This is a genomic window from Escherichia sp. WS1450 (genome assembly GCF_046487395.1).
Lineage (GTDB): Bacteria > Pseudomonadota > Gammaproteobacteria > Enterobacterales > Enterobacteriaceae > Escherichia > Escherichia coli.
In genome coordinates this window covers 154,557-177,995 of the sequence record NZ_JBJQJO010000003.1, presented here as the reverse complement: position 1 = coordinate 177,995, position 23,439 = coordinate 154,557, and the positions used below count along the sequence as shown (strand labels likewise).

The 23,439-nt window shown below is 52.1% G+C and carries 22 protein-coding genes and 1 pseudogene; 6 read left to right on the top strand and 17 right to left on the bottom strand.

Annotated features, from left to right (window positions below; translation table 11 throughout):
- The 7 genes from ACJHYR_RS05040 to exuT form a co-directional block, all read right to left on the bottom strand.
- Positions 1 to 306: a YqjD family protein gene (locus ACJHYR_RS05040; protein WP_000031415.1), complete on the bottom strand. Its 306-nt coding sequence runs from the start codon at positions 304 to 306 to the stop codon at positions 1 to 3.
- A 37-nt stretch (positions 307 to 343) separates the two neighbouring features.
- Entirely contained in the window at positions 344 to 712 is a 369-nt protein-coding gene (gene yqjC, locus ACJHYR_RS05035; protein ID WP_001295543.1) for a DUF1090 family protein YqjC, read from the bottom strand.
- A gap of 146 nt (positions 713 to 858) precedes the next feature.
- Complete coding sequence (gene mzrA, locus ACJHYR_RS05030) at positions 859 to 1,242, bottom strand: EnvZ/OmpR regulon moderator MzrA (RefSeq protein ID WP_001166760.1); 384 nt, start codon at positions 1,240 to 1,242, stop codon at positions 859 to 861.
- A gap of 3 nt (positions 1,243 to 1,245) precedes the next feature.
- Positions 1,246 to 1,908 carry a DedA family general envelope maintenance protein YqjA gene (yqjA, locus tag ACJHYR_RS05025; protein ID WP_000422149.1) on the bottom strand — a complete coding sequence of 221 codons (663 nt, stop codon included), beginning with the start codon at positions 1,906 to 1,908 and terminating at the stop codon, positions 1,246 to 1,248.
- 21 nt (positions 1,909 to 1,929) lie between these two features.
- Complete coding sequence (gene yqiM / locus ACJHYR_RS05020) at positions 1,930 to 2,013, bottom strand: hypothetical protein (RefSeq protein WP_212735802.1); 84 nt, start codon at positions 2,011 to 2,013, stop codon at positions 1,930 to 1,932.
- Positions 2,014 to 2,252: 239 nt separating this feature from the next.
- The gene (gene exuR, locus ACJHYR_RS05015; protein ID WP_000406487.1) at positions 2,253 to 3,029 is read right to left on the bottom strand and encodes a transcriptional regulator ExuR; all 777 of its coding nucleotides are present in this window, start codon (positions 3,027 to 3,029) and stop codon (positions 2,253 to 2,255) included.
- 129 nt (positions 3,030 to 3,158) lie between these two features.
- The gene (gene exuT, locus ACJHYR_RS05010; protein WP_001226463.1) at positions 3,159 to 4,457 is read right to left on the bottom strand and encodes a hexuronate transporter ExuT; all 1,299 of its coding nucleotides are present in this window, start codon (positions 4,455 to 4,457) and stop codon (positions 3,159 to 3,161) included.
- Between the two features lie 482 nt (positions 4,458 to 4,939).
- Here exuT and uxaC point away from each other — a divergent pair, with 482 nt between their 5' ends.
- The 3 genes from uxaC (at position 4,940) to ACJHYR_RS04995 (ending at position 8,488) form a co-directional block, all read left to right on the top strand.
- A complete protein-coding gene (uxaC, locus tag ACJHYR_RS05005) occupies positions 4,940 to 6,352 on the top strand; it encodes a glucuronate isomerase (RefSeq protein WP_000187442.1) in 1,413 nt (470 codons plus the stop codon).
- A 14-nt stretch (positions 6,353 to 6,366) separates the two neighbouring features.
- On the top strand, positions 6,367 to 7,854 hold the full coding sequence (gene uxaA, locus ACJHYR_RS05000) for an altronate dehydratase (RefSeq protein ID WP_001586285.1): 1,488 nt from the start codon (positions 6,367 to 6,369) through the stop codon (positions 7,852 to 7,854).
- An 82-nt stretch (positions 7,855 to 7,936) separates the two neighbouring features.
- Positions 7,937 to 8,488, top strand: a complete 552-nt coding sequence (locus ACJHYR_RS04995; RefSeq protein WP_000128138.1) for a YgjV family protein — start codon at positions 7,937 to 7,939, stop codon at positions 8,486 to 8,488.
- A gap of 3 nt (positions 8,489 to 8,491) precedes the next feature.
- Here the strand turns inward: ACJHYR_RS04995 and sstT are convergent, their stop codons facing one another.
- The 6 genes from sstT to ACJHYR_RS04965 all read right to left on the bottom strand — a co-directional run bounded on the left by sstT (position 8,492) and on the right by ACJHYR_RS04965 (position 13,928).
- Positions 8,492 to 9,736: a serine/threonine transporter SstT gene (gene sstT, locus ACJHYR_RS04990; protein ID WP_000211655.1), complete on the bottom strand. Its 1,245-nt coding sequence runs from the start codon at positions 9,734 to 9,736 to the stop codon at positions 8,492 to 8,494.
- Between the two features lie 204 nt (positions 9,737 to 9,940).
- Positions 9,941 to 10,243, bottom strand: coding sequence for a hypothetical protein (locus ACJHYR_RS04985; RefSeq protein WP_410233087.1), 303 nt, complete (start codon positions 10,241 to 10,243; stop codon positions 9,941 to 9,943).
- A 108-nt stretch (positions 10,244 to 10,351) separates the two neighbouring features.
- The gene (gene alx / locus ACJHYR_RS04980) at positions 10,352 to 11,317 is read right to left on the bottom strand and encodes a TerC family membrane protein Alx (protein WP_001098805.1); all 966 of its coding nucleotides are present in this window, start codon (positions 11,315 to 11,317) and stop codon (positions 10,352 to 10,354) included.
- A 282-nt stretch (positions 11,318 to 11,599) separates the two neighbouring features.
- A complete protein-coding gene (locus ACJHYR_RS04975) occupies positions 11,600 to 12,586 on the bottom strand; it encodes a Gfo/Idh/MocA family protein (protein ID WP_001315023.1) in 987 nt (328 codons plus the stop codon).
- A gap of 78 nt (positions 12,587 to 12,664) precedes the next feature.
- Positions 12,665 to 13,348, bottom strand: coding sequence for a vancomycin high temperature exclusion protein (locus ACJHYR_RS04970; RefSeq protein ID WP_001183054.1), 684 nt, complete (start codon positions 13,346 to 13,348; stop codon positions 12,665 to 12,667).
- 76 nt (positions 13,349 to 13,424) lie between these two features.
- Positions 13,425 to 13,928 (bottom strand): M48 family metallopeptidase, encoded by a 504-nt coding sequence (locus ACJHYR_RS04965; protein ID WP_001309773.1) that lies wholly within the window; start codon positions 13,926 to 13,928, stop codon positions 13,425 to 13,427.
- 84 nt (positions 13,929 to 14,012) lie between these two features.
- Between ACJHYR_RS04965 and rlmG the strand changes: the two genes are divergently transcribed.
- The 3 genes from rlmG (at position 14,013) to higA (ending at position 16,161) form a co-directional block, all read left to right on the top strand.
- On the top strand, positions 14,013 to 15,149 hold the full coding sequence (gene rlmG, locus ACJHYR_RS04960) for a 23S rRNA (guanine(1835)-N(2))-methyltransferase RlmG (RefSeq protein WP_000018677.1): 1,137 nt from the start codon (positions 14,013 to 14,015) through the stop codon (positions 15,147 to 15,149).
- A 284-nt stretch (positions 15,150 to 15,433) separates the two neighbouring features.
- The gene (gene higB, locus ACJHYR_RS04955) at positions 15,434 to 15,748 is read left to right on the top strand and encodes a type II toxin-antitoxin system toxin HigB (protein WP_000550189.1); all 315 of its coding nucleotides are present in this window, start codon (positions 15,434 to 15,436) and stop codon (positions 15,746 to 15,748) included.
- Positions 15,745 to 16,161, top strand: a complete 417-nt coding sequence (higA, locus tag ACJHYR_RS04950; protein ID WP_000560253.1) for a type II toxin-antitoxin system antitoxin HigA — start codon at positions 15,745 to 15,747, stop codon at positions 16,159 to 16,161. Before higB ends, higA begins: the two co-directional genes overlap by 4 nt.
- Before the next feature lie 44 nt (positions 16,162 to 16,205).
- Here higA and fadH read toward each other — a convergent pair whose 3' ends face one another.
- The 4 genes and pseudogenes from fadH to ACJHYR_RS04930 all read right to left on the bottom strand — a co-directional run bounded on the left by fadH (position 16,206) and on the right by ACJHYR_RS04930 (position 23,410).
- On the bottom strand, positions 16,206 to 18,224 hold the full coding sequence (gene fadH, locus ACJHYR_RS04945) for an NADPH-dependent 2,4-dienoyl-CoA reductase (protein ID WP_072837418.1): 2,019 nt from the start codon (positions 18,222 to 18,224) through the stop codon (positions 16,206 to 16,208).
- A gap of 170 nt (positions 18,225 to 18,394) precedes the next feature.
- Positions 18,395 to 20,756: pseudogene (gene ygjK, locus ACJHYR_RS04940) on the bottom strand (alpha-glucosidase).
- Between the two features lie 16 nt (positions 20,757 to 20,772).
- Positions 20,773 to 21,843 carry a protein YgjJ gene (gene ygjJ / locus ACJHYR_RS04935; protein WP_000767633.1) on the bottom strand — a complete coding sequence of 357 codons (1,071 nt, stop codon included), beginning with the start codon at positions 21,841 to 21,843 and terminating at the stop codon, positions 20,773 to 20,775.
- Positions 21,844 to 21,976: 133 nt separating this feature from the next.
- Positions 21,977 to 23,410: an amino acid permease gene (locus tag ACJHYR_RS04930; RefSeq protein WP_001285446.1), complete on the bottom strand. Its 1,434-nt coding sequence runs from the start codon at positions 23,408 to 23,410 to the stop codon at positions 21,977 to 21,979.
- Positions 23,411 to 23,439: the final 29 nt, after the last annotated feature.

Genomic DNA, 23,439 nt, shown 5'->3' with positions numbered 1-23,439 from the left:
TTAACGACGCGACAGCAGAACGCCGAGCACTACACCGATTGCAGCGCCAATGCCCACGCCCGTCCACGGGTTTTCACGCACATACTCATCGGCACGCGCTGCCGCGACACGGGTTTGTTTGGCAATGGCATCACCGGTTTCACCCAGGCGATAACGGCTCTGTTTCAGTGCCTGCTCCGCTTTGCTACGAATCTTACTCAACTCTTCTTTCGACTTCTCGCCAGATGAGCTAAGCACCTCTTCCAGCGTATCGGAAAGGGATTTCAACTCAGCACGCAGATGTTCCGTAGTGTGTTCTTTCGACATAGTTTTCTCCAGGTGAGTAAGTAGTGACTATTGTGAGTTAGTAGTCGCGCGCTTCCAGCTTTTTCAGCTCTTCCTGCGCTTCTGCCAGTTTCCGTTCGCGTTTGGCAATCTTATCGGCATCGCCTTTTTGCTTCGCCTCGGCTAAATCTTGCTGGCGTTCCGCCACCTCATCTTTCTGCTTTGCGATTTTCTTCTGATGATCGGCACGCAGCTGGCTATCTGAACAGTTGGCCCGGACTTCACTCAGGGCTTTATTCAGACCGTCAATACGATTCTGGTTTTGGTGTTTTTCGGCATAGCTGATCTCCTTAAGGATATTTTGCTCCTTTTCCTGACACAGGGTAGTGGCATAACTACCGGCACTAAGAGCAAAAAGAGAAACAGCTAAAGCGATGCGGTATTTCATTCTTGAACCTTCCATTGTGATTCGGACCTATTACAAAGGAACGATTGTCCAGACAACGAAGCGGTAGTGTTAACCACCGCCTCATTAATCATAGACAGTTACGGTGAAATCACCAAAGTCAGTGATATGTTTCGGATAACAGGAAGTTATCCGAAGCGATGAGAGTTATCCCGCAACCGGGTCAGCCACTGCATAGCCTGACTATTATTGTCCTGCTGTGCAATGATGTAGCCATGGGGCAATGTTCTGTCGAGGACCGCTTTTGCGGCGGCACTCTGGTCGCTGGAGTCAAAGGTAATTAACAGAGTGTCATTTTTGGGGGTGATACTTTTGAAAGGAATGCCGTGAGCGTCAAGGTGATGCCAGATTGAAAAACCGTCTGGCATCGTTGTCCCTTGATGAACGGCACGAATCGCCAGCGTAGACTCTTGCTGGCGAACCGCGGACCAGGCCAGCAACAGTGTGCCGACCAGAAGTAAAACAGCGCCGGACCAGGCTAGCTGGCGAAGCGACATGCGAGGTATTTGCATCCCTTACCCCCGATTTCCATATTTCTTTTTCCATAACACGACCAGAGAACCTGCCAGGCCAAACACCAGAAGCACCACCGGGAGCAGCATCAGGCATGACATCAGCTGGTCCTCGTACTTTAAAAATACCGGCGTTTTGCCGAGCATGTAACCCAGAGTTGTCAGGATCAATACCCACAGCAGACCGCTCATCCAGTTGAAGAACTGAAAGCGCGCGTTATTCAGCCCTGATAATCCGGCAATCGTCGGCAGCAGTGTTCTGACAAATGCAATAAAGCGACCAATTAACAGCGCCGATAAACCGTGTTTATGAAAAAGATGGTGTGCGCGTTGATGATAATGCGCGGGTAAATGAGATAGCCAGTTTTGTACGGTGCGGGTATTGCCCAGCCATCGCCCCTGAATATAGCTGACCCAGCAACCGAGGCTGGCGGCAACGGTCAGCAGCAGAATCGTTTGCGGATAGCCCATCGCGCCTTTCGCAATCAATACGCCGACCAACACCAGTAAACTGTCGCCCGGTAAAAAGGCCGCCGGAAGCAAGCCGTTTTCAAGGAACAAAATTACAAACAAGACAAAATACAACATGCCAATCATCGACGGATTGGCCAAGGTTTCAAAATCCTGCGCCCACAGGGCTTGCAGCAATTGGGTCAAAAGTTCCATTCATTATTCCTGGTGAATCGGTTAACGCCACGCTGGTTTTAAAAGATGCACTACCGCAATGTTATTGCTGTTTTGGTATGTTTTGCGGGTTTGATACATCAACACAGCCTGAACTATTCCCTGTTAAATCGTGAGATAAGAAAGCATTCAAAAGCATAAATTCAAATTGAATCTAATTGTAACAAAGGTCAACGTTGTTCGTTATCAAAATTACATGTCCGTGGAGTCTGATTTTGCTGATTGCAGGGGAGGGTGGCGAGAGGATTTACACAGGCTGACACTTTATACTTTTCGCTTACCGACGAAGCAAACAGGCGCATTGCAGCGCCTGTCGGATGGAAATTTCATTTGCTGCCGCTGGTGGCCGTATCGAGATGCACTACCGGGTTTTCTGCGAACAGATAGCGGTCGGCATTGAACTCGAAATCGTCGCTGGTTTCGTTAAATAACATGATTTTGGTGTTTTCCAGATGCTGCCACATTGCCAGCTTGGCAGCATGAGGATCTTTGCGAATTAACGCCTTGAGGATCTGATCGTGGTCATCGCACCAGTTATCGACAGTACGGGCATCAATGTGTTCGTGTAGTTTTTTCCAGTACGGGTTATGGCTACGTTGGGTCCACATTTTTTCAACGATAGCCGCCAGGGCGGAGTTCTGCGTCGCCAGGGCTACCTGAATGTGGAACTGCAAATCCCACTCGGAATCACGGAAGCATTGTTCGCCGCGCGCCTGCTCCTGGATGGCCATCAGTTTCATGATGTCCTGTTTCGTTACCTGAGTTGCCGCGAACTCGGCAATATTACTTTCGATGAGCTGGCGAGCCTGGAGCAACTCAAACGGACCGTAATTGGCGAATTCCATATTATTGTCCGCCGCCTGCTGATGACGCGGCTGGTTGGAAACCACGTGAATACCTGAACCTTTACGCACCTCCACATAGCCTTCAACTTCCAGCATGATGATGGCTTCACGAACTACCGTACGGCTGACGTTCTTTTCATCGGCAATAAAGCGCTCAGCAGGCAGTTTATCACCCACCAGATAGACGCCCTGTTCGATGCGCTCTTTCAGATCAGCGGCAAGTTGTTGATACAAACGGCGTGGTTCAGTGATTTCCATATGCGCTCCAGGCATGATACGGCAGACTATATTTGTTATACCACTTTTGCGAGTTTAGCTCTACTCACAGTGATGAAAAAGCCGCCTGAGAAGGCGGCTTTGAAGGGAAACTAAAACTTACACGAAGCCTTAATGTTGCGGTGCAGGATCGTTATGTGTTTCCTGCGCCACCTCAATCGCCGGTTTGTTCTGCAACACCGTCCAGATAACCAGCGCACCCAGCAGGTCAAATACTGCCAGAACTGCGAACAGCGGGCTGAAGCCGATGGTGTCAGCCAGTGCACCGACAACCAGCGCAAACAGCGTACTTGCCAGCCATGCGGACATCCCGGTTAAACCGTTTGCCGTTGCCACTTCGTTACGACCGAACACGTCAGAAGAGAGCGTAATCAGCGCGCCAGACAGTGCCTGGTGAGCAAAACCACCGATACACAGCAGCATAATTGCGACATACGGGTTGGTGAACAGACCGATCATACCCGGGCCAATCATCAGCACAGCACCCAGCGTTACGACCATCTTACGAGAAACGATCAGGTTAACACCAAACCAACGCTGGAACAGCGGCGGCAGGTAACCACCGAGGATACAACCGAGGTCAGCAAACAGCATCGGCATCCAGGCAAACATCGCGATCTCTTTCAGGTTAAAGCCGTAAACTTTAAACATGAACAGCGGGATCCACGCGTTAAAAGTACCCCAGGCCGGTTCTGCCAGGAAACGCGGCAGTGCAATACCCCAGAACTGACGGTTACGCAGGATCTGACCAACGGACATTTTCTTCGCCGTGCTCACCTGGTGCTGGGCTTCCTGACCATTAATAATGTAGTCGCGTTCTTCATCGGTCAGATGCTTCTGGTCGCGCGGATGTTTATAGAAAATCAGCCATGCCATTGCCCAGATAAAGCTCAATGCACCGGAGATGATAAATGCCATCTGCCAGCTGTGCATCACGATTGCCCATACAACCAGCGGCGGCGCAATCATCGCACCAATAGAAGAACCTACGTTAAAGTAGCCTACTGCGATGGAACGCTCTTTCGCCGGGAACCATTCGGAGCTGGCTTTCAGACCCGCCGGGATCATCGCTGCTTCCGCGGCACCGACCGCACCACGAGCAATCGCCAGGCCACCCCAGCTACCTGCCAGCGCGGTTGCACCACAGAATACGGCCCACAGTACAGCAAACATTGCGTAACCGATTTTCGTACCCAGCACATCCAGTACATAACCCGCTACCGGTTGCATGACCGTATAAGCAGCAGAATAGGCTGCGATGATATAGGAATACTGTTGGGTGGAGATGTTTAACTCTTCCATCAGAGTTGGCGCAGCTGCCGCCACAGTGTTACGCGTCAGGTAACCAAGCACGGTGCCGAGCGTCACCAGTGCGATCATATACCAACGTAACCCTTTAATTTTACGCATGTAAAACCTCATCGTTTTGTTATATCCGCAGGAAGCGCGGCCATCATCCCGCCAGAGGCTGAAGATGTTAGTTACGACCGGGTAACCGAAAAAAAACCGGCACGCCCCGAACGTTGCCATGAAAGTTTCGTGCTAATTCGGCTTCCGTACCGGTTAACCCGATTCATCTAACAAATGAATGAATCGGCAATTTGCATTCCGTCGACTTATGATTTGCGACGGCAGAAAGATAACTTGTCATACAACTTTAAAAGGTGAGAGCCATCACAAATGTGGGAATATTTGTAGGGACATTACCTGATGACAACGAGGCCAGTACTGGCGCGGCCTGCAGCGAGATTTACCACTTTGAGAGTAATTTTTTTAACTACGTTTATTGATCTATCTCACGAAAATATCTTCGGACTCTGGAAATTGGTGTGATAACTTTGTCAGCATCGCACCATAAGCAAGCTAGCTCACTCGTTGAGAGGAAGACGAAAATGACTCCGTTTATGACTGAAGATTTCCTGTTAGATACCGAATTTGCCCGCCGTCTGTATCACGACTACGCAAAAGACCAGCCGATTTTCGATTACCATTGCCATTTGCCGCCGCAGCAGATTGCGGAAGACTATCGTTTTAAAAACCTGTATGACATCTGGTTGAAGGGCGATCACTACAAATGGCGCGCTATGCGTACCAACGGTGTGGCCGAGCGTCTGTGCACCGGTGATGCGTCTGACCGTGAAAAATTTGACGCCTGGGCGGCGACTGTTCCGCACACTATCGGCAACCCGTTATACCACTGGACGCACCTCGAACTGCGTCGTCCGTTTGGTATCACTGGCAAATTGCTTTCTCCGTCAACTGCCGATGAAATCTGGAACGAATGTAATGAACTGCTGGCGCAGGATAACTTCTCCGCGCGCGGCATCATGCAGCAGATGAACGTGAAAATGGTCGGCACCACCGATGACCCGATCGATTCTCTGGAGCATCACGCAGAGATCGCCAAAGACGGCTCTTTCACCATTAAAGTGCTGCCGAGCTGGCGTCCTGATAAAGCCTTCAACATCGAACAGGCGACCTTTAACGACTACATGGCGAAGCTGGGCGAAGTTTCCGATACCGACATCCGCCGCTTTGCTGATCTGCAAACTGCCCTGACCAAACGTCTGGATCACTTCGCCGCTCACGGCTGTAAAGTGTCTGACCACGCGCTGGATGTGGTGATGTTTGCTGAAGCGAACGAAGCGGAACTGGACAGCATCCTCGCGCGCCGTCTGGCAGGCGAAACCCTGAGCGAGCACGAAGTGGCACAGTTCAAAACTGCGGTGCTGGTGTTCCTCGGCGCTGAATACGCACGTCGCGGCTGGGTACAGCAGTACCACATTGGCGCACTGCGTAATAACAACCTGCGTCAGTTTAAACTGCTGGGGCCGGATGTCGGCTTTGACTCCATCAACGACCGTCCGATGGCGGAAGAGCTGTCTAAGTTGCTGAGCAAGCAGAACGAAGAAAACCTGCTGCCGAAAACCATTCTCTACTGCCTGAACCCGCGCGATAACGAAGTGCTGGGCACTATGATCGGTAACTTCCAGGGCGAAGGTATGCCGGGCAAAATGCAGTTCGGTTCCGGCTGGTGGTTTAACGATCAGAAAGACGGTATGGAACGTCAGATGACCCAACTGGCGCAGCTCGGTCTGCTGAGCCGCTTTGTCGGTATGCTGACTGACAGCCGTAGCTTCCTGTCATACACCCGTCACGAATACTTCCGCCGCATTCTGTGCCAGATGATTGGTCGCTGGGTGGAAGCGGGCGAAGCGCCGGCGGACATCAACCTGCTGGGCGAGATGGTGAAAAATATTTGCTTTAACAATGCGCGTGACTACTTCGCCATTGAACTGAACTAAGGTCTGGGGTTGATATGCAATACATCAAGATCCATGCGCTGGATAACGTCGCGGTCGCTTTAGCGGATTTGGCTGAAGGCACAGAAGTCAGTGTCGATAACCAGACTGTTACGCTGCGCCAGGATGTTGCTCGTGGACATAAATTTGCGTTAACGGATATCGCAAAAGGGGCCAACGTCATCAAATATGGCCTGCCGATTGGTTATGCATTGGCGGATATTGCGGCGGGGGAACACGTTCACGCCCACAATACGCGCACGAATCTGAGCGATCTGGATCAGTATCGCTATCAACCTGATTTTCAGGATCTGCCTGCGCAAGCGGCAGATCGTGAAGTGCAGATCTATCGTCGCGCTAACGGCGATGTCGGGGTGCGCAATGAGCTGTGGATCCTGCCAACCGTGGGCTGTGTCAACGGCATCGCGCGGCAGATCCAGAACCGTTTTCTGAAAGAGACCAACAACGCTGAAGGTACCGACGGCGTGTTCCTCTTCAGCCACACCTACGGCTGCTCACAGCTGGGCGACGATCACATTAATACCCGCACCATGCTGCAAAACATGGTGCGCCACCCGAACGCAGGCGCAGTGCTGGTGATTGGTCTGGGCTGTGAAAACAACCAGGTTGCCGCATTCCGTGAAACGCTGGGCGATATCGATCCTGAACGCGTTCATTTCATGAACTGCCAACAGCAGGATGATGAGATCGAGGCCGGGATCGAGCATTTGCATCAGCTGTATAACGTGATGCGCAACGATAAACGCGAGCCAGGCAAACTCAGCGAACTGAAGTTTGGTCTGGAGTGCGGTGGTTCTGACGGTCTTTCTGGTATTACTGCTAACCCGATGCTGGGGCGTTTCTCTGACTACGTGATTGCTAACGGCGGTACTACCGTACTGACCGAAGTGCCGGAGATGTTTGGCGCAGAGCAGTTGCTGATGGACCATTGCCGCGACGAAGCAACGTTTGAAAAACTGGTCACCATGGTCAATGACTTCAAGCAGTACTTTATTGCCCATGACCAGCCGATCTACGAAAACCCATCACCGGGGAACAAAGCAGGCGGTATCACCACGCTGGAAGATAAATCGCTTGGCTGTACCCAGAAAGCGGGTTCCAGTGTCGTGGTTGACGTGCTGCGTTACGGCGAGCGTCTGAAAACGCCGGGGCTGAACTTGTTAAGTGCGCCGGGTAACGATGCCGTAGCGACCAGCGCCCTGGCGGGTGCGGGCTGCCATATGGTGCTGTTTAGTACTGGTCGTGGCACGCCGTATGGTGGATTTGTGCCGACGGTGAAAATCGCCACCAACAGTGAACTGGCGGCGAAGAAAAAACACTGGATCGACTTTGACGCGGGTCAGCTGATCCACGGTAAAGCGATGCCGCAGTTGTTGGAAGAATTTATCGACACCATCGTTGAGTTTGCCAATGGTAAACAAACCTGCAACGAGCGTAACGACTTCCGCGAACTGGCGATCTTCAAAAGCGGCGTAACGCTATAAAGTCGAAATGAGTTGTTAATAAAAAACGGCGTTTCATAATGTGAAGCGCCGTTTGCTTTTCCATACCTGCTAAGGATTTATCATGACCGCGTATTGGCTGGCCCAGGGCGTGGGTGTCATCGCCTTTCTGATTGGTATCACAACATTTTTCAATCGTGACGAACGTCGCTTCAAAAAGCAGCTTTCGGTCTATAGCGCCGTTATTGGCGTACATTTTTTTCTTCTGGGTACCTATCCCGCCGGTGCCAGTGCCATTCTTAATGCCATTCGTACACTGATTACTTTACGCACGCGCAGCTTATGGGTAATGGCGATTTTTATTGTGCTGACTGGCGGAATTGGCCTCGCGAAGTTCCATCATCCTGTCGAACTATTGCCGGTTATCGGCACGATTGTCAGTACCTGGGCGCTGTTCCGCTGTAAAGGGCTGACCATGCGCTGCGTGATGTGGTTTTCAACGTGTTGCTGGGTGATTCACAACTTCTGGGCGGGGTCGATAGGCGGCACGATGATTGAGGGGAGTTTTCTGCTTATGAATGGCCTGAATATCATTCGTTTCTGGCGGATGCAGAAAAGGGGGATTGATCCGTTTAAAGTAGAGAAAACCCCTTCCGCCGTAGACGAAAGGGGGTAAACATTAATTACGCAGGGCGCTATTTGCCAGACGATCGTCTTCTGCCTGGCAAGCTGCCGCAGTGAACAGCACGTCAGTTGAAGAGTTCAGCGCGGTTTCGCAAGAGTCCTGCAATACGCCGATGATAAAGCCGACGGCAACCACCTGCATGGCGATATCGTTCGAAATACCGAACATATTACAGGCCAGTGGGATCAGCAGCAGAGACCCCCCCGCCACGCCGGATGCGCCACAGGCACACAGAGAAGCCACTACGCTCAACAGCAGCGCTGTGGGCAGATCGACCGGAATACCCAGCGTATTAACCGCAGCCAGCGTCAACACGGTAATGGTGATTGCTGCGCCCGCCATATTGATGGTGGCTCCCAGCGGAATAGAAACGGAATAGGTATCGCGATCCAGATTCAGCTTTTCACACAGCGCCATATTCACCGGAATGTTCGCTGCAGAGCTGCGGGTGAAGAAGGCATACACACCGCTTTCACGCAGGCACAGCAGCACCAGCGGGAACGGGTTACGACGAATTTTCCACCACACCAGCAATGGGTTAACCACCAGCGCCACCAGTAACATACAGCCAACCAGCACGACCAGCAGTTGCGCGTAGCCCCACAGTGTGGAGAAACCGGTGGTTGCCAGGGTAGAAGAAACCAGACCAAAAATACCGATCGGTGCGAAGCGAATGACCAGTTTCACCATAAAGGTGACGGCATTCGACATATCGTTGACCAGGTTTTTGGTGGTCTCGTTACCGTGACGCAGTGCGAAACCGAGGCCAATTGCCCACACCAGAATCCCGATGTAGTTACCTTTCAGCAGCGCGTCGATGGGGTTGGAAACCATGCTCATTACCAGCCCGCGCATCACTTCGACAATGCCTGACGGCGGCGAAATATCACCCGCGCTACTGGACAAGTGCAGGGTAGAAGGGAAGGCAAAGCTGAAGACTACTGCGGCCAGAGCAGCAGAGAAGGTGCCCAGTAGATAGAGGAACAAAATAGGACGGATATTGGTTTTCTGCCCGTGCTGGTGGTTAGCAATAGACGCCATTACCAGCATCAACACCAGGATGGGGGCAACGGCTTTCAGTGCGCCGACGAACAAAGTACCTAACAGACCAACAGCTTCCGCCGCGGGTTTTGAGATCCATGCCAGAAGAATCCCCAGAACAAGGCCGACCAGGATTTGTTTTACCAGGCTGCCATGAGCCAGACGCCGGAATAGCCCCGGTGAACGTTGCGTAGTCATTTTTCGATCCTTTCATTGTGTTGTCGCACATCCCTGGTGCGTTCTGTCGACGCATCTTTCAGGATGTAACAAAGTGTTTGCAAGGTCGAGTATAAGGAAAGTTACAGCTTCGGGAAGCGAAAAATGCTGGATTTTAAAGAGAGGTCATATTTTGCAACTTAATGGTTACATTTATTTGACATAAACAGAGGGAAGGACTGGCTACTAAGGCTGATTAGATAACATATGGGCAAAACTATTTGGAATATGAGAACGGTTGCGCTCCTTTAATGTGTTATGCCATATAAAGTCACTGGCGCAGGGAGCGCGCAGGGGGCGGCCAATCGCCGCCGCCCCCTGCACCCCCAGGCTCTGGCGAACAAAATCGCCGCTGCGCGGTTCCCTCAGCTTATCCCTTGCGGCTACCGGGTCGGGCGCAAGGGAACGTCCCTGTAAGATGCGCCCTCGCCGCGCATCCATGCGCGTCGCCCCGGCCTCCAGGGAACGCTTCGGCGATTTTGACGCCACCAACACCCGTGCGGTCTTTTTGTAAAGAGCTATAAGCCGATTACATAATTAATAGCTCACCTTTGTCTGGAATGAGTTATCTCTAGTAATGGCTTAATATACAGCGAATCATTCTCCCCGCTGCTTATCATGCCGATAATTCACCCAGGCGTTGATAATAAATGTCATCACCAGAATGCCAAACACCACGCCCAGCGAGACGGCGATTGGAATATGGTAGAAGTCGACAATCAGCATCTTGATACCGATAAACACCAGAATCACCGCCAGGCCATATTTGAGCATCGAGAAACGTTCTGCTACGCCCGCCAGCAGGAAATACATCGCACGCAGGCCGAGGATCGCAAACAGGTTTGAGGTCAGCACAATAAACGGATCGGTGGTCACGGCGAAGATAGCCGGGATGCTATCCACGGCGAAAATCACGTCGCTCAATTCCACCAGAATCAGCACCAGCATCAGCGGCGTGGCATACAGCAAGCCATTCTTACGCACAAAGAAATGCTCGTTGTCGATGGTGTCGGTCATGCGCAAATGACCGCGTAGCCAGCGCACCAGCGGCTTGTCGCCAATGCCTGATTCATCTTCATGGGCCAGCGCCATCTTCACGCCGGTAAACAGCAGGAAGGCACCGAAGATATACAGGATCCAGTCGAACTGCGAAATCAGCCAGCTGCCAGTGAAGATCATGATGGTACGCAGAACAATCGCCCCGAGCACGCCATACACCAGCACGCGCCGTTGTAACGCCGCCGGAACAGAGAAATAGCTGAACAACATCAGCCAGACAAAGACGTTATCGACCGCCAGCGATTTCTCAATCAGATAACCCGTGAGAAAGGCCAGTGCCTGTGGATCGGCAACGGCGCGACCTTCGGTTTGCACCAGATACCACCAGAAAGCGGCGTTAAACAGTAACGACAGCGTCACCCAGACCAGCGACCAGGCCGCAGCCTGTTTCATGGTCATGGCATGTGCCCCACGACGCCCCTGCAACAACAGGTCGATAGCCAGCATAATGGCGACAACAACAGCGAATCCGCCCCATAGCAACGGCGTGCCGACAGTATTCATAGAAGTTCCTTACACATAAAAAAACGGCCAACGTCGGAAGACGTCAGCCGCTGCTTTTTATGCATAGACCTCGCCTTCCGGCAAGGTCTCACTTACAACAAAAAAGGAATACGTCTGCGTATTCCTTTCGGGTTGCCCGGTGACCGGATGTGGTTTTGCACACATCGTAATGACGATCGACCGGCAATGAAGTTACTCCCCTTTGCAGGTAACAAAGTATGACAGACCATTCAGTCAGTCAATGGTCTGTTACATGCCTTTTACACTGCTTTACGGTAACCATTATTGTTTTACGCTATCTGCCGGAAAAATCACCCCAGTCTGGCGGCGGATTTCGGTCAGCAGTTTGGCGGTGATGCGACTGACCGCCAGCCCTGGATGATCCACCAGATGCTCATCCACCAGGGTAGCGAACAGCTCTGCTTCGTAGAGCATGGTATTAATATGCTGCGGTTGGGTGAGATCCTGCATCTGGCTGCCACGCGGAACAAAGCAAACTTTCTGGCATTCAGACAGTTTTTCAATCACCAGCGATCCTGCTTCGCCCTGAATCTCGCTTGCCAGGACAGAATCGCTCACTTTTGAGTGCTGCAACGTAACGCTGAAATCACCGTAATCCATCACCACCACGCCGTGGGCATCCACACCGCTTGCCAGCAAACTGGCGGTTGCCTGCACGCTTTTCGGTTCACCGAATAATGCCACCGCCGACGCCAGGCAGTAAAAGCCGATATCCATAATTGAACCGTTAGAGAATGCCGGATTAAAGGTGTTGGGATTCTCACCATCCAGGTAACGTTGATACCGCGAGGAATACTGGCAATAGTTGAAAAAGACTTTACGCAGTTTGCCGACTTTTGGCAGTGCCTGGCGTAACAGATGAAAGTTCGGCAGGCTGGCGGTTTTAAATGCCTCAAACAGCACCACCTGATTTTCCCGCGCACAGGCAATGGCGGCATCCACTTCCGCCAGATTCGATGCCAGCGGCTTCTCGCAAATCACATGAATTTTGTGGCTAAGGAAAAGTTGTGTCTGGGAAAAGTGCAGGGCATTCGGGCTGGCAATATACACCGCGTCAATGGCATCGCTTTCTGCCATCGCTTCCAGCGACGTAAACAGATGCTCGACAGAAAAATCATTGGCAAAGTGCTGGGCCTGTTCAAGGCTGCGGGAATATACGGCGGTTAACTTGTATTTACCGCTCTCATGGGCGGCCTCGACGAACTGGCGAGTGATCCAGTTCGTACCAATCACAGCGAAACGTATCATAACGCGTGGATACTCCATAAAGGGATTCTGCCGTCAATGTAGCACGCCTTTTTCATCTTCGACGTGCGCAGATACGCATTATTTCTGCGCCGGACAGCCATGCTCACTAAACGGCCCAATCATGACCGATGGCCCGAGATATTTCGGCTGGCGATGGAGGATTTTGGCGTCAATCACCGCGCTGACTCTGGCGAGTTTCTCCCGTAACTGAGTATAAAAACCGTGCTTCATATTGAGGTCTGGCGCGTTAAAGCCGATAGCGTCGATGCCGTACTGTTTTGCCAGCCAGATGGCGCGTTGGTTATGAAATTCTTGCGAAATAATGGTGATATGGTTTTCACCAAACACCTTTTTGGCACGCACCACGGAATCAAGCGTTGAGAATCCGGCATAGTCGCAGAAGATCACTTTCGCCGGTACGCCTTTAGCGATCAAAGCCTGCTGCATACCTGAGGCTTCATCGTAATTTTTACGTCCGTTATCGCCACTTACCAGTAGCCATTTCACTTTTCCGGCGTGGTACAACGCTGCTGCGGTATCAATACGTCGGGTAAAGTAGCGATTACCCGGCCTCGCCCCCAGCAATAAACCCACGTTACGCGCCGGAACTGCGTTGACATCGCTCCAGGTCAGCTGCTTGCTGGTGTTGACCATAACGCGATCGGCAATAAAAATGGTCGCTCCTGCTATAAGCAACAATAAACAGCCAATCTTAAGAGTCCGGCGAGAAAAACAAATACGGAGAAGAAGGCGGGGCTGCATGGTCGTTATCCTTAACGAAAGGGGGGAGGTCGATTTTAGGCGCTATAGGAAGAAAAGATAACGCCTGACATCATTTTCAGATTTTGTCCTGCCCAAGCGACAACTGCGTTAGCCACAGCCGGGTGTCGAACTCAAGCTGGTGGTACTGCGGCTCCATATGGCAGCACAATTGATAGAACGCTTTGTTATGCTCTTTCTCCTTCAGGTGCGCCAACTCGTGCACCACGATCATGCGCAAAAACGGTTCCGGCGCGTTGCGAAACACGGTAGCGACGCGGATCTCCGCCTTTGCTTTCAGCTTGCCGCCCTGCACACGCGAAACAGCGGTATGTAACCCGAGCGCGTTTTTCAGCACATGGATCTTGTTGTCATACATCACTTTAGTGATCGGCGGGGCATTGCGCAGAAACTGATTTTTAAGATCCTGAGTATATTGCCAGAGGGCTTTATCGGTGGAGTAGTCGTGTGTTCCCGGATAGCGTTTTGCCAGCACATCGCCCAGACGCTGTTCGTTAATCAGCGTTCGCACCTGGGAAAGTAGGTGCTCGGGATAACCCTGAAGATAAGTAAGATTGCTCATAACCGCCCACGAAAAAGAGAAAAAGGGTATACTCACGCACCCTTTTCAGGGGCAACGTCGAAATTTTATCATTCAGGAGGGCCGATGAGCCACTTAGACAACGGTTTCCGTTCACTGACACTACAACGTTTTCCGGCGACGGATGACGTTAACCCACTACAGGCGTGGGAAGCGGCGGATGAATATTTGCTGCAACAGTTGGACGACACAGAAATCCGCGGCCCGGTGTTGATCCTGAATGATGCCTTTGGTGCGTTAAGTTGTGCGCTGGCGGAACATAAGCCATACAGCATTGGCGACTCATACATCAGCGAACTGGCGACGCGCGAGAATTTACGCCTCAACGGGATTGATGAGTCGAGCGTGAAGTTTCTCGACAGCACCGCTGACTACCCGCAACAGCCGGGAGTGGTGCTGATCAAAGTACCGAAAACACTGGCATTGTTGGAACAGCAACTGCGCGCGCTGCGCAAAGTGGTCACGCCAGATACGCGCATTATTGCCGGTACCAAAGCCCGTGACATTCACACTTCCACCCTGGAACTGTTCGAAAAAGTGCTCGGCCCGACCACCACCACGCTGGCATGGAAGAAGGCACGCTTAATTAACTGTACTTTCAACGAGCCGCCGCTGGCCGATGCGCCGCAGACCGTTAGCTGGAAACTGGAAGGTACTGACTGGACTATCCACAACCATGCGAATGTCTTCTCCCGCACCGGGCTGGATATTGGCGCGCGCTTCTTTATGCAGCATCTGCCAGAGAATCTCGAAGGTGAGATTGTCGATCTCGGTTGTGGTAATGGCGTTATTGGTCTGACGCTGCTTGATAAAAACCCGCAGGCGAAAGTGGTGTTTGTCGATGAATCGCCGATGGCGGTTGCTTCCAGCCGTTTGAACGTTGAAACCAACATGCCAGAGGCGTTGGATCGCTGCGAGTTTATGATCAACAACGCGCTCTCCGGCGTGGAGCCTTTCCGCTTTAATGCTGTGCTCTGCAACCCGCCGTTTCATCAGCAACATGCGCTGACCGATAACGTCGCCTGGGAGATGTTCCACCACGCCCGCCGCTGTCTGAAAATCAACGGCGAGCTGTATATCGTTGCCAACCGTCACCTGGATTACTTCCATAAACTGAAGAAGATTTTCGGCAACTGCACCACCATCGCCACGAATAATAAATTTGTGGTGCTGAAAGCAGTGAAGCTGGGGCGTCGTCGGTAAGATTGGCAGCTACCTGCCAGATAAGGCGTAAACGCCTTATCTGGCATACGTTCAGCACATTACCCCCAGGTCGGATAAGACGCGGCAAGCGTCGCATCCGGCAATGTCTGCCCAGTTCTGGAATCGCGTTTCCATAAAACAAAAAATCCCTGTCACCATCCTCTACATTCTCTTGTTTAGCATTTTTCTACGTTTATTCTTCCGTCACACAGATAAATTCATTCGTTGCCAATCTGTCAACGGATGTTATCATATTGCCAATTTGTCAACGGACGTGATGAAGAATGCACCTGATAACTCAAAAAGCATTGAAAGATGCTGCGGAAAAATACCCGCAACATAAAACGGAGTTGGTGGCTCTGGGGAACACGATTGCTAAGGGATATTTCAAAAAACCTGAATCATTAAAAGCAGTATTCCCATCTCTGGATAACTTCAAATATCTGGATAAGCATTATGTTTTCAATGTCGGGGGCAATGAATTACGTGTTGTAGCAATGGTCTTTTTTGAATCGCAAAAGTGCTACATACGTGAAGTTATGACGCATAAAGAATACGATTTCTTTACCGCCGTTCATCGTACTAAGGGGAAAAAATGATTGCGATTGCCGACATCTTGCAAGCAGGAGAAAAGCTAACTGCTGTGGCACCTTTTCTGGCGGGTATTCAGAACGAGGAACAATACGCCCAGGCGCTGGAACTGGTCGATCATCTGCTGCTCAACGATCCTGAAAATCCCTTGCTGGATCTGGTGTGTGCCAAAATAACCGCGTGGGAAGAATCAGCGCCCGAATTTGCTGAATTTAATGCCATGGCTCAAGCCATGCCTGGCGGTATAGCCGTGATTCGTACCCTTATGGATCAATATGGTTTAACCCTTTCCGATCTTCCGGAAATTGGCAGTAAATCCATGGTGTCACGCGTTTTGAGCGGGAAGAGGAAATTAACGCTGGAACACGCTAAAAAACTGGCAACGCGATTCGGCATTTCTCCCGCCTTGTTTATTGATTAACGCGACGTGCCGGATGCGTCGCATCCGGCGCTTCAAATAACGATTTAAATCTCCAGCGCCAGCCGTGTTCCCTGGGCAATTGCCCGTCGTGCGTCCAGCTCCATAGCTACATCGCAGCCGCCAATTAAATGCACAGTTTTCCCGCCATCAATCAGCGGTTGCGCCAGCGCGCGGTTTGGCTCTTGCCCTGCGCAGATCACCACATTGTCCACTGCTAATACCTGCGGTTCGCCGTTGATCACCACATGCAGCCCGTCATCGTCAATCTTCTGATAACTTACGCCTGGGATCATTTTCACACCCCGCGAGAGCAGGGTGGTGCGATGGATCCAGCCGGTGGTTTTGCCTAACCCCTGTCCCGGTTTGCTGTCTTTGCGCTGGAGCATCACAATCTGCCGTGGGCTACGCGGGATCTGCATTCCCTGCGGGCTTAAGCCACCAGCCTGTTGCAGGCTGCTGTCGATCCCCCACTCATTACAGAACTCGGCAATGTTCTGGCTGGTGGACTCACCCGGCTGACTTAAAAACATCGCCGTATCAAAACCAATCCCGCCACAACCGATGATTGCTACCTTTTTGCCCACAGGCGCTTTGTCGCGCAGTACGTCGAGATAACTCAACACCTTCGGATGATCGATTCCGTCGATAGGTGGAATGCGCGGTACGATCCCGCTAGCGAGGATCGTTTCATCGAACGACTGTAACTGATCCGCCGTCACGGTGTGATTGAGTTTCAGCGTCACGCCTGTTACTTCGATCATCCGGCGGTAATAGCGCAGCGTTTCGTAAAACTCCTCTTTGCCAGGGATCTGTTTGGCGATATTAAACTGACCGCCGATCTCACTGTGAGCATCAAACAACGTTACCTGATGACCACGTGCCGCCGCGTTAATGGCAAACGCCAGCCCAGCCGGACCAGCGCCGACCACCGCCAGATTTTTTTTCTGCACGGCGGGAAGGATCGGCATTTTGGTTTCGTGGCAGGCGCGAGGATTCACCAGGCACGAGGTGACTTTGCCAACGAAGATCTGATCGAGGCAGGCTTGATTGCAGCCAATACAGGTGTTGATCTCATCGGCTCGCCCCGATTGCGCTTTTGACAGCAGTTCCGCATCAGCAAGAAACGGTCGCGCCATCGATACCATATCGGCATCACCGCGCGAGAGAATGTCGTCGGCAACCTGCGGATCGTTAATCCGGTTGGTGGTCACCAGCGGCAGCGAGACGTGGCTTTTCAGTTTGCGCGTGACCCAGCTAAAGGCACCGCGCGGCACGGGCGTGGCAATGGTCGGAATACGTGCTTCATGCCAGCCAATGCCGGTGTTGATAATGGTCGCGCCCGCCGCTTCAATGGCCTGCGCCAGCCCTACCGTTTCTGCAAAAGTACCGCCGCCTTCTACCAGGTCGAGCATCGACAGACGGTAGATAATAATGAAGTCATTGCCGACGCGTTCGCGCACTGCTCGCACCACTTCAACTGCAAAGCGCATCCGGTTGCGGTAATCGCCGCCCCACTGGTCGCTACGCTGGTTGGTGCGCAGGGTCAGAAACTCGTTGATCAAATACCCTTCGGAACCCATCACTTCTACGCCGTCGTATCCGGCCTCCCGCGCCAGTTGCGCGCAGCGGGCGAAATTGTCGATCAGTTGCAGGATCTCTTCATGGCTTAACTCATGGGGAACGAAACGGTTGATGGGAGCCTGCAATGCGGAAGGAGCGACCAGATGCGGTTGGTAGCTGTAGCGCCCGGTATGCAAAATTTGCAGGGCGATTTTGCCGCCTTCCTGATGTACGGCTTCGGTTATGGTGCGATGGTGCGGGATCTGGCTTGCGTCATTGAGCATTGCGCCGCCTTCCATGCCAACGCCTGTTAAATCTGGTGCAATACCGCCGCTGACAATCAACGCCACGCCGTGACGGGCGCGTTCAGCATAAAACGCTGCCAGCCGTTCAGCGCCGTCCGGGTATTCCTCCAGTCCCGTGTGCATTGAACCCATCAGTACTCGGTTTTTTAACGTGGTGAAGCCTAAATCCAGCGGGGCGAACAGCGACGGGTAGCTCATAAAATTGTCCAGTATGTAAAATAATTGTTATGTGGTCGGATGAGTTCTAATTTAGCCGTCGCCGGAGAAAAGGGAAAAGGGGAGTGTGGGGTTTGTGATGGGATTCAAAAAGAATACGCCTGTTCGTCATGCCGGACGGCGGTAATACAGTCGTCCGGCATCGGGAAAAATTACTGCTTACGGAAAAAATCGTTATACAACATATACAAATGCGCGGCGCTCCAGGAGAAATTTGGTGCGCCTTGCTGCGCGCCAGTGAGCGGGTTGTAATTTTCCTGAATCGGGCCGTCGGCGGTTAACCCTTTGGCGTGCCGGAAGAACGTATCCGCCAGTTTCAGGGCATCATCACGATAACCGTAACGCTCCATCCCTTTCAGACCAAACCAGAACTGATCCACCCATACGCGCCCGCGCCAGTAGATATCAGCGCCAAAAGCCGGATTGGTTAACGCCGCCGTTCCCAGCGGAACAAAGGTGTTGAACTCTTTAGGATCGAGCATCACCTTCACCACCGCGTCGGCGTTGGCCTGCGTTGCCGCACCGTTAAACAGCGGTGACCAGCCTTCTGGCCCTTTACCGCGCTCGACAATCGGTTTGCCCGCGCAGCCGTTCGGCAGCGGTTTATCTTCAATGCGCACGTCATAGTAGAACTGGGTAGTCGGGTCGAACATACAGGTGTTGATGTAGTCCGCGAGCTGCTGTGCCAACTGGCGATAGCGTTTGGCCTCTTCCGGCTTACCGAGTATGGTTGCCATCTCCGCCAGATAATGGTTATCGCTGTACATATAGCTGGCCTGATCCACCGACTCCTGCAATAGCGAGTACCCCAGCAACGTTCCGTCCTGACTGCGGTTTTCGGCGAATTTCACCGTCCAGTCGCTACGTTTGCCGCCATTAGCGACATATTTATCCAGCTGTTCTTTGTCGATAAACCCAAAGACGGCGGCGTCATCACGACCTGATTCCCACGACGCAGCAACCTGTGCCGGAATTTCCAGACTGTCGTACTGGCCTTTCTCCACCACACGGGCGTAGTTGTTCAGCCCAGACTGCGTCTCTTCTTTGTCGCCTTTTTTCACCGTAAACAGCATCTCGCCGCTCTCGGTGTTGTGGGCTTTGTCGCGGGTCGCACCATATTCCGGCACGCCGTTGCCGTTGTGATCGCGATTACGTAACCACCAGTCGTGATAGGCCACCAGCTTCGGGTACATCTCTGCCAACCAGGCTTTATCCTGGGTGACGTTATACACTTCCATTACTGACCAGGCGGCAAGGCTGGGTTTGGTATTACGTTCGTTCCAGTTGCCGCCATCGCCGCCACGCTCGGGGCTAAGGTTCCACGCTATCAGGTCGGGGACAAAGCCCACATCCTGCGGACGCACGCTGTCGCCAGGCTGGATCTGCCAGGAGAAGACCGCGCGGATATTCTCTTTGGCGATGTCCGGATTGAAATGCGCCATCGCAAACGCCTGCTTCCAGGTATCCCACGGCCAGGTCTGGTTGCCGGAGAACCAGCGTCCGGTCACCGACGGCGTGACGGTGTTATATTTCACCGCCCCGCCCGGCGAGCGCCAGTTACCGTTGAGCGTTTCGATCGCTTTCACCGCGACGCGCGTCTGTTCCGGCGTCGCATCCGGATTGGTTAACCCTTTCTTCAGATACTCTTCCCAGCGTTGCTGCGAGGCGGTGAGATAAAACGCCGGACGCGCCAGAATATCGCGGATCTGCATTTGCTCTTTGCTAACTTCCTGAGCGGTCAGCAGGTGGGAGTAGGTGGTATAGAGCGTGGTCGAACCGTTGATATGCGCCTTACTGGTAAAGCGATTGCCGTTGATTTCAGTCTGCACCGGCAGGGATTTATGCACCTGATATTCCGATTCGCCGGAGGTCAGCAGATCCCAGGTGGCGCGCACTTTGCCAAAGGTGACTTTCAGGCCATCACGGGTGGCGCTGATTTTGCGCTGGTAGTCAGGGTATTCGCCAGCAATGGTTTTATCGGAAAGCGGTTTCCCTTCTTTCGCTTCCAGTTTTTCCAGCAGTTCGCCGTCCCACACCAGATCCAGCGGTTTATTGCTGATGATTTTAGTTTCCAGTAGTGACGTGCGTGGCGTGGCGTGGCGTGGCGAAGCGAAGAGTCATTTCAACCTGTACATCTTTTGCTGTCAGTTTTTGCACCAGCGCGCCGGGAATACTGTATGCCTCCAGCGTGAAGTCGACTTTCTTACCGTCCTGCCAGACGGTCAGGCGGTCGAAATTGCTGGCCATAAAGTTGATGTACTCTTCCGTCAGCAGCGCAACGCCCGGAAAGCCGCCCATGGTGTTCGGGCCGTCTGGCAACAGATGGCCATGCCAGGCTCCGAGATCGAAAAACGGATTAAAACGCTGGTGATCGTCGTAATCGTAATCCTTCATGTACTGCGGCGCGCCAGTACGGTTAATCACGTTTTTATAATTGTCGGCGTTAGCGGCATGGGCGGAAAAACTTATCAGCAGAGCGCAGGTTACTGGCGTTAAAATAGTTTTGATTTTCATGAAATTACAGTCCTTATTACCAGTAGAAATATTGCATCAGGAAGATTTGGTCGCTGGGATCGTGAGAGGCATTTTTCATGTAGAAGCGGCTATCAAAAGCCGTTGCGAAACGTCCGCCGCCGTATTCGTACCAGATACCAAACTGCATGAAAGAGGTGGTTTCATCGTCAGCGTGGTCAGGGCGATGTTTGGCGTAGGTGTAAGCGGTGGAGAGATAAACGCCCTTTAACGCTTCATACATGGCGCTCACCATCATCCCGCTTTCACTTCCCGGTACGTCCAGCCCGTCGGCGCGTCCGGTATGGTGCCAGGCGCGAGCGGCAAAGTTAGGGGTAAGCAGGCCCGTCAGATAGAGTTGCCCTGTGCCATCGGTGATTTCCAGACCGTTCATCCAGGTGATGCCTTCGGCAAGGTCATACTGGATGTAACCGTTCATCATTGCCGGGTAGGTGTATTTGTCGTCGTAGCGATCGTACTTGCCAAAATGTAGCCAGGCTTTGCTTTCGTCATGATGTCCGGCAGGTGTGGCGGTGACGCTATAACGAAAGTTGCCGCTTAAGTTCTGCACCTTCAGCGCAGTCATAATGTCGCGGGTATTGGGAATGACGTAGCCCAGATCGGGCGTGAAATCGCCCCACCATTGCAGGTCATCCAGCGAGGAATCCTGACGCAGACTGAGCATGATTTCGGTGCCATCATTGGTACGATAACCGCCATAGAAACGGTTAATCCCGCCCTCGAAACCGCCCCAGCTATGGTCAGGCACCCAGGCATTACCGTCGTGGTCGGCCTGCACGGTCCAGCCTTCGCCGTAAATCAGGCCGAACCAGGAGCCGTACTTCATCTCCAGGCCACCTTCAATATAGGTGCCGTCGCTGTATTTATGTTTATTCTCACCCTCTAAATCCATATATCCACCAACCCCTAATTCGCCGTAAAAACGAAATGAAGGAGAAGATGTCGAGGTAATGGCGGGTGTTTTTGTGTCGTCATGTTCTGCCGGACGTGCTTCTTCAGCGGCCGCAGAAAAGGCGTAGCAAAACGGCAGAGCAAGTAATGCTCTGCATGGTGCAGTGATTAATTTCATTGTGTTAATCCATGAGCTAAAGAAAAAGTACAGCCTTTTATCGTTGTAATTATAAAGATATAAAGGCAGAAACTATTTTCCCTCTCCCCATCCAGGAAGAGGGAAAATGCCTGCTCATTTTTTATTAGTCTGCTTAATCAACATTGCTGGCTGGCGTCGCTTCAATATGGCGCTCTTCAGCCGTTAATCCCTTTATATATTTACTGTATTTCCACCACGCAAAGCCAAGGAAGATAACAATACCGCCGACGTTATAAAAAATGATGGTCAGAATATTCGCGCCAGTCGGGAATGTCGAAGCGACAAACCCTACGGCAAATATCGCAATCAGCATTGAAACAACGATAATACCGGTGCGGCGGGAACCCATACGGAAATCACGTGGCAGGTGATCTAATTTGGCGCGTAAATTCAGGTAAGCCAGCATGATGAATAACGGCGGAAGCATGGACGCTGCGGCGGTCATATTAATAATGGTATTCATCAGATCCTGCACGGTATTGGAACCGAGCATCGGGATAATCATCAGCGGGATGACGATCAGGAACTGGATCCACGCTGCGCGCGCCGGAACGCCGTTTTCGTTCAGTTCGACGGTTTTCTTACCAAAGATGCCTTCCGGGATTTCGGAGAAGAAAATTTTCACCGGCGTTGCGGTCCACATCAGCAGGGAACCGAACATCGCGGTAAAGGACACCAGACCGACAAAGCGATTCATCAACGCTTCCGGCAGACCAAAATACGCCGCCATGCCGTGGAATACCTGCACCGATCCGCCAGTAAATTTCAACTCTTTGCTGCTGACGAAGACGTTAATCAGCACCGAGGAAACGGAATACAGTACGCCGATAAAAATCCCGGCGAGGATGATCACTTTAACGAACGATTTCGAACCGCCTTTGACGTCGTTAACGTACACCGCGACGGACTCCGCGCCACCTGCGGCCATAAAGATCCAGGTGGTAACGCCGAGAAACGCCCAGTTGAAGTTCGGGATCATCGCGTCAACGGTGATCGGATCGGCAGGCTGTACGCCGCCAACCAGTGCCGTACCTGCCAGTAAAATGTAGGAGAGCGTTAACAGCAGCATCAGCGTTGAAGTGACGGAGGTAATTGGCCCCAGCATTTTCGCCCCGTTGGTGGAAACCCAGGTGGAGAAGGCGAACAGCACCATACTGATAATGGTGGTGGCAACCGGCGTCATAATATATTCGTAGCCGAGGAAGGCATACGAAGCATAAGCAATAACGCGCGGCAACAGCGAGGTGAAAAAGAACAGGTTTACGAACCAGTAGGTATAGGCAGTAATAAATGCCCAACGCCCGCCCAGCGAACTTTTTACCCACGCGTAGACACCAGCTTCTGAGTTTTTATTTAACGAAACAAATTCTGCGATGATCAGACAGAAGGGAATAAAATAAAAAATCGTCGCGAGGAAAAACATCGGTGCCGAGGCCAGTCCAAGCTCAATATTATTATTGATAACGTTGTTAAAGCTGTAAACGGCGGCAAAAGTCAGCGAGAGCAAGCCGAATTTGCCGATTGTATTACGTTTGGTATCAGACATAACACATCTCCGAAAATGAGTAGGGTAGC

Coding starts and splice junctions, on each gene's coding strand:
- ygjJ (WP_000767633.1), bottom strand. CDS start 21,843: ATGAAATTAATCACTGCACCATGCAGAGCATTACTTGCTCTGCCGTTT.
- uxaA (WP_001586285.1), top strand. CDS start 6,367: ATGCAATACATCAAGATCCATGCGCTGGATAACGTCGCGGTCGCTTTA.
- sstT (WP_000211655.1), bottom strand. CDS start 9,736: ATGACTACGCAACGTTCACCGGGGCTATTCCGGCGTCTGGCTCATGGC.
- fadH (WP_072837418.1), bottom strand. CDS start 18,224: ATGAGCTACCCGTCGCTGTTCGCCCCGCTGGATTTAGGCTTCACCACG.
- higA (WP_000560253.1), top strand. CDS start 15,745: ATGATTGCGATTGCCGACATCTTGCAAGCAGGAGAAAAGCTAACTGCT.
- mzrA (WP_001166760.1), bottom strand. CDS start 1,242: ATGCAAATACCTCGCATGTCGCTTCGCCAGCTAGCCTGGTCCGGCGCT.
- uxaC (WP_000187442.1), top strand. CDS start 4,940: ATGACTCCGTTTATGACTGAAGATTTCCTGTTAGATACCGAATTTGCC.
- ACJHYR_RS04930 (WP_001285446.1), bottom strand. CDS start 23,410: ATGTCTGATACCAAACGTAATACAATCGGCAAATTCGGCTTGCTCTCG.
- rlmG (WP_000018677.1), top strand. CDS start 14,013: ATGAGCCACTTAGACAACGGTTTCCGTTCACTGACACTACAACGTTTT.
- higB (WP_000550189.1), top strand. CDS start 15,434: ATGCACCTGATAACTCAAAAAGCATTGAAAGATGCTGCGGAAAAATAC.
- ACJHYR_RS04965 (WP_001309773.1), bottom strand. CDS start 13,928: ATGAGCAATCTTACTTATCTTCAGGGTTATCCCGAGCACCTACTTTCC.
- yqjC (WP_001295543.1), bottom strand. CDS start 712: ATGAAATACCGCATCGCTTTAGCTGTTTCTCTTTTTGCTCTTAGTGCC.
- ACJHYR_RS05040 (WP_000031415.1), bottom strand. CDS start 306: ATGTCGAAAGAACACACTACGGAACATCTGCGTGCTGAGTTGAAATCC.
- yqjA (WP_000422149.1), bottom strand. CDS start 1,908: ATGGAACTTTTGACCCAATTGCTGCAAGCCCTGTGGGCGCAGGATTTT.
- ACJHYR_RS04975 (WP_001315023.1), bottom strand. CDS start 12,586: ATGATACGTTTCGCTGTGATTGGTACGAACTGGATCACTCGCCAGTTC.
- exuT (WP_001226463.1), bottom strand. CDS start 4,457: ATGCGTAAAATTAAAGGGTTACGTTGGTATATGATCGCACTGGTGACG.
- ACJHYR_RS04995 (WP_000128138.1), top strand. CDS start 7,937: ATGACCGCGTATTGGCTGGCCCAGGGCGTGGGTGTCATCGCCTTTCTG.
- exuR (WP_000406487.1), bottom strand. CDS start 3,029: ATGGAAATCACTGAACCACGCCGTTTGTATCAACAACTTGCCGCTGAT.
- alx (WP_001098805.1), bottom strand. CDS start 11,317: ATGAATACTGTCGGCACGCCGTTGCTATGGGGCGGATTCGCTGTTGTT.
- ACJHYR_RS04970 (WP_001183054.1), bottom strand. CDS start 13,348: ATGCAGCCCCGCCTTCTTCTCCGTATTTGTTTTTCTCGCCGGACTCTT.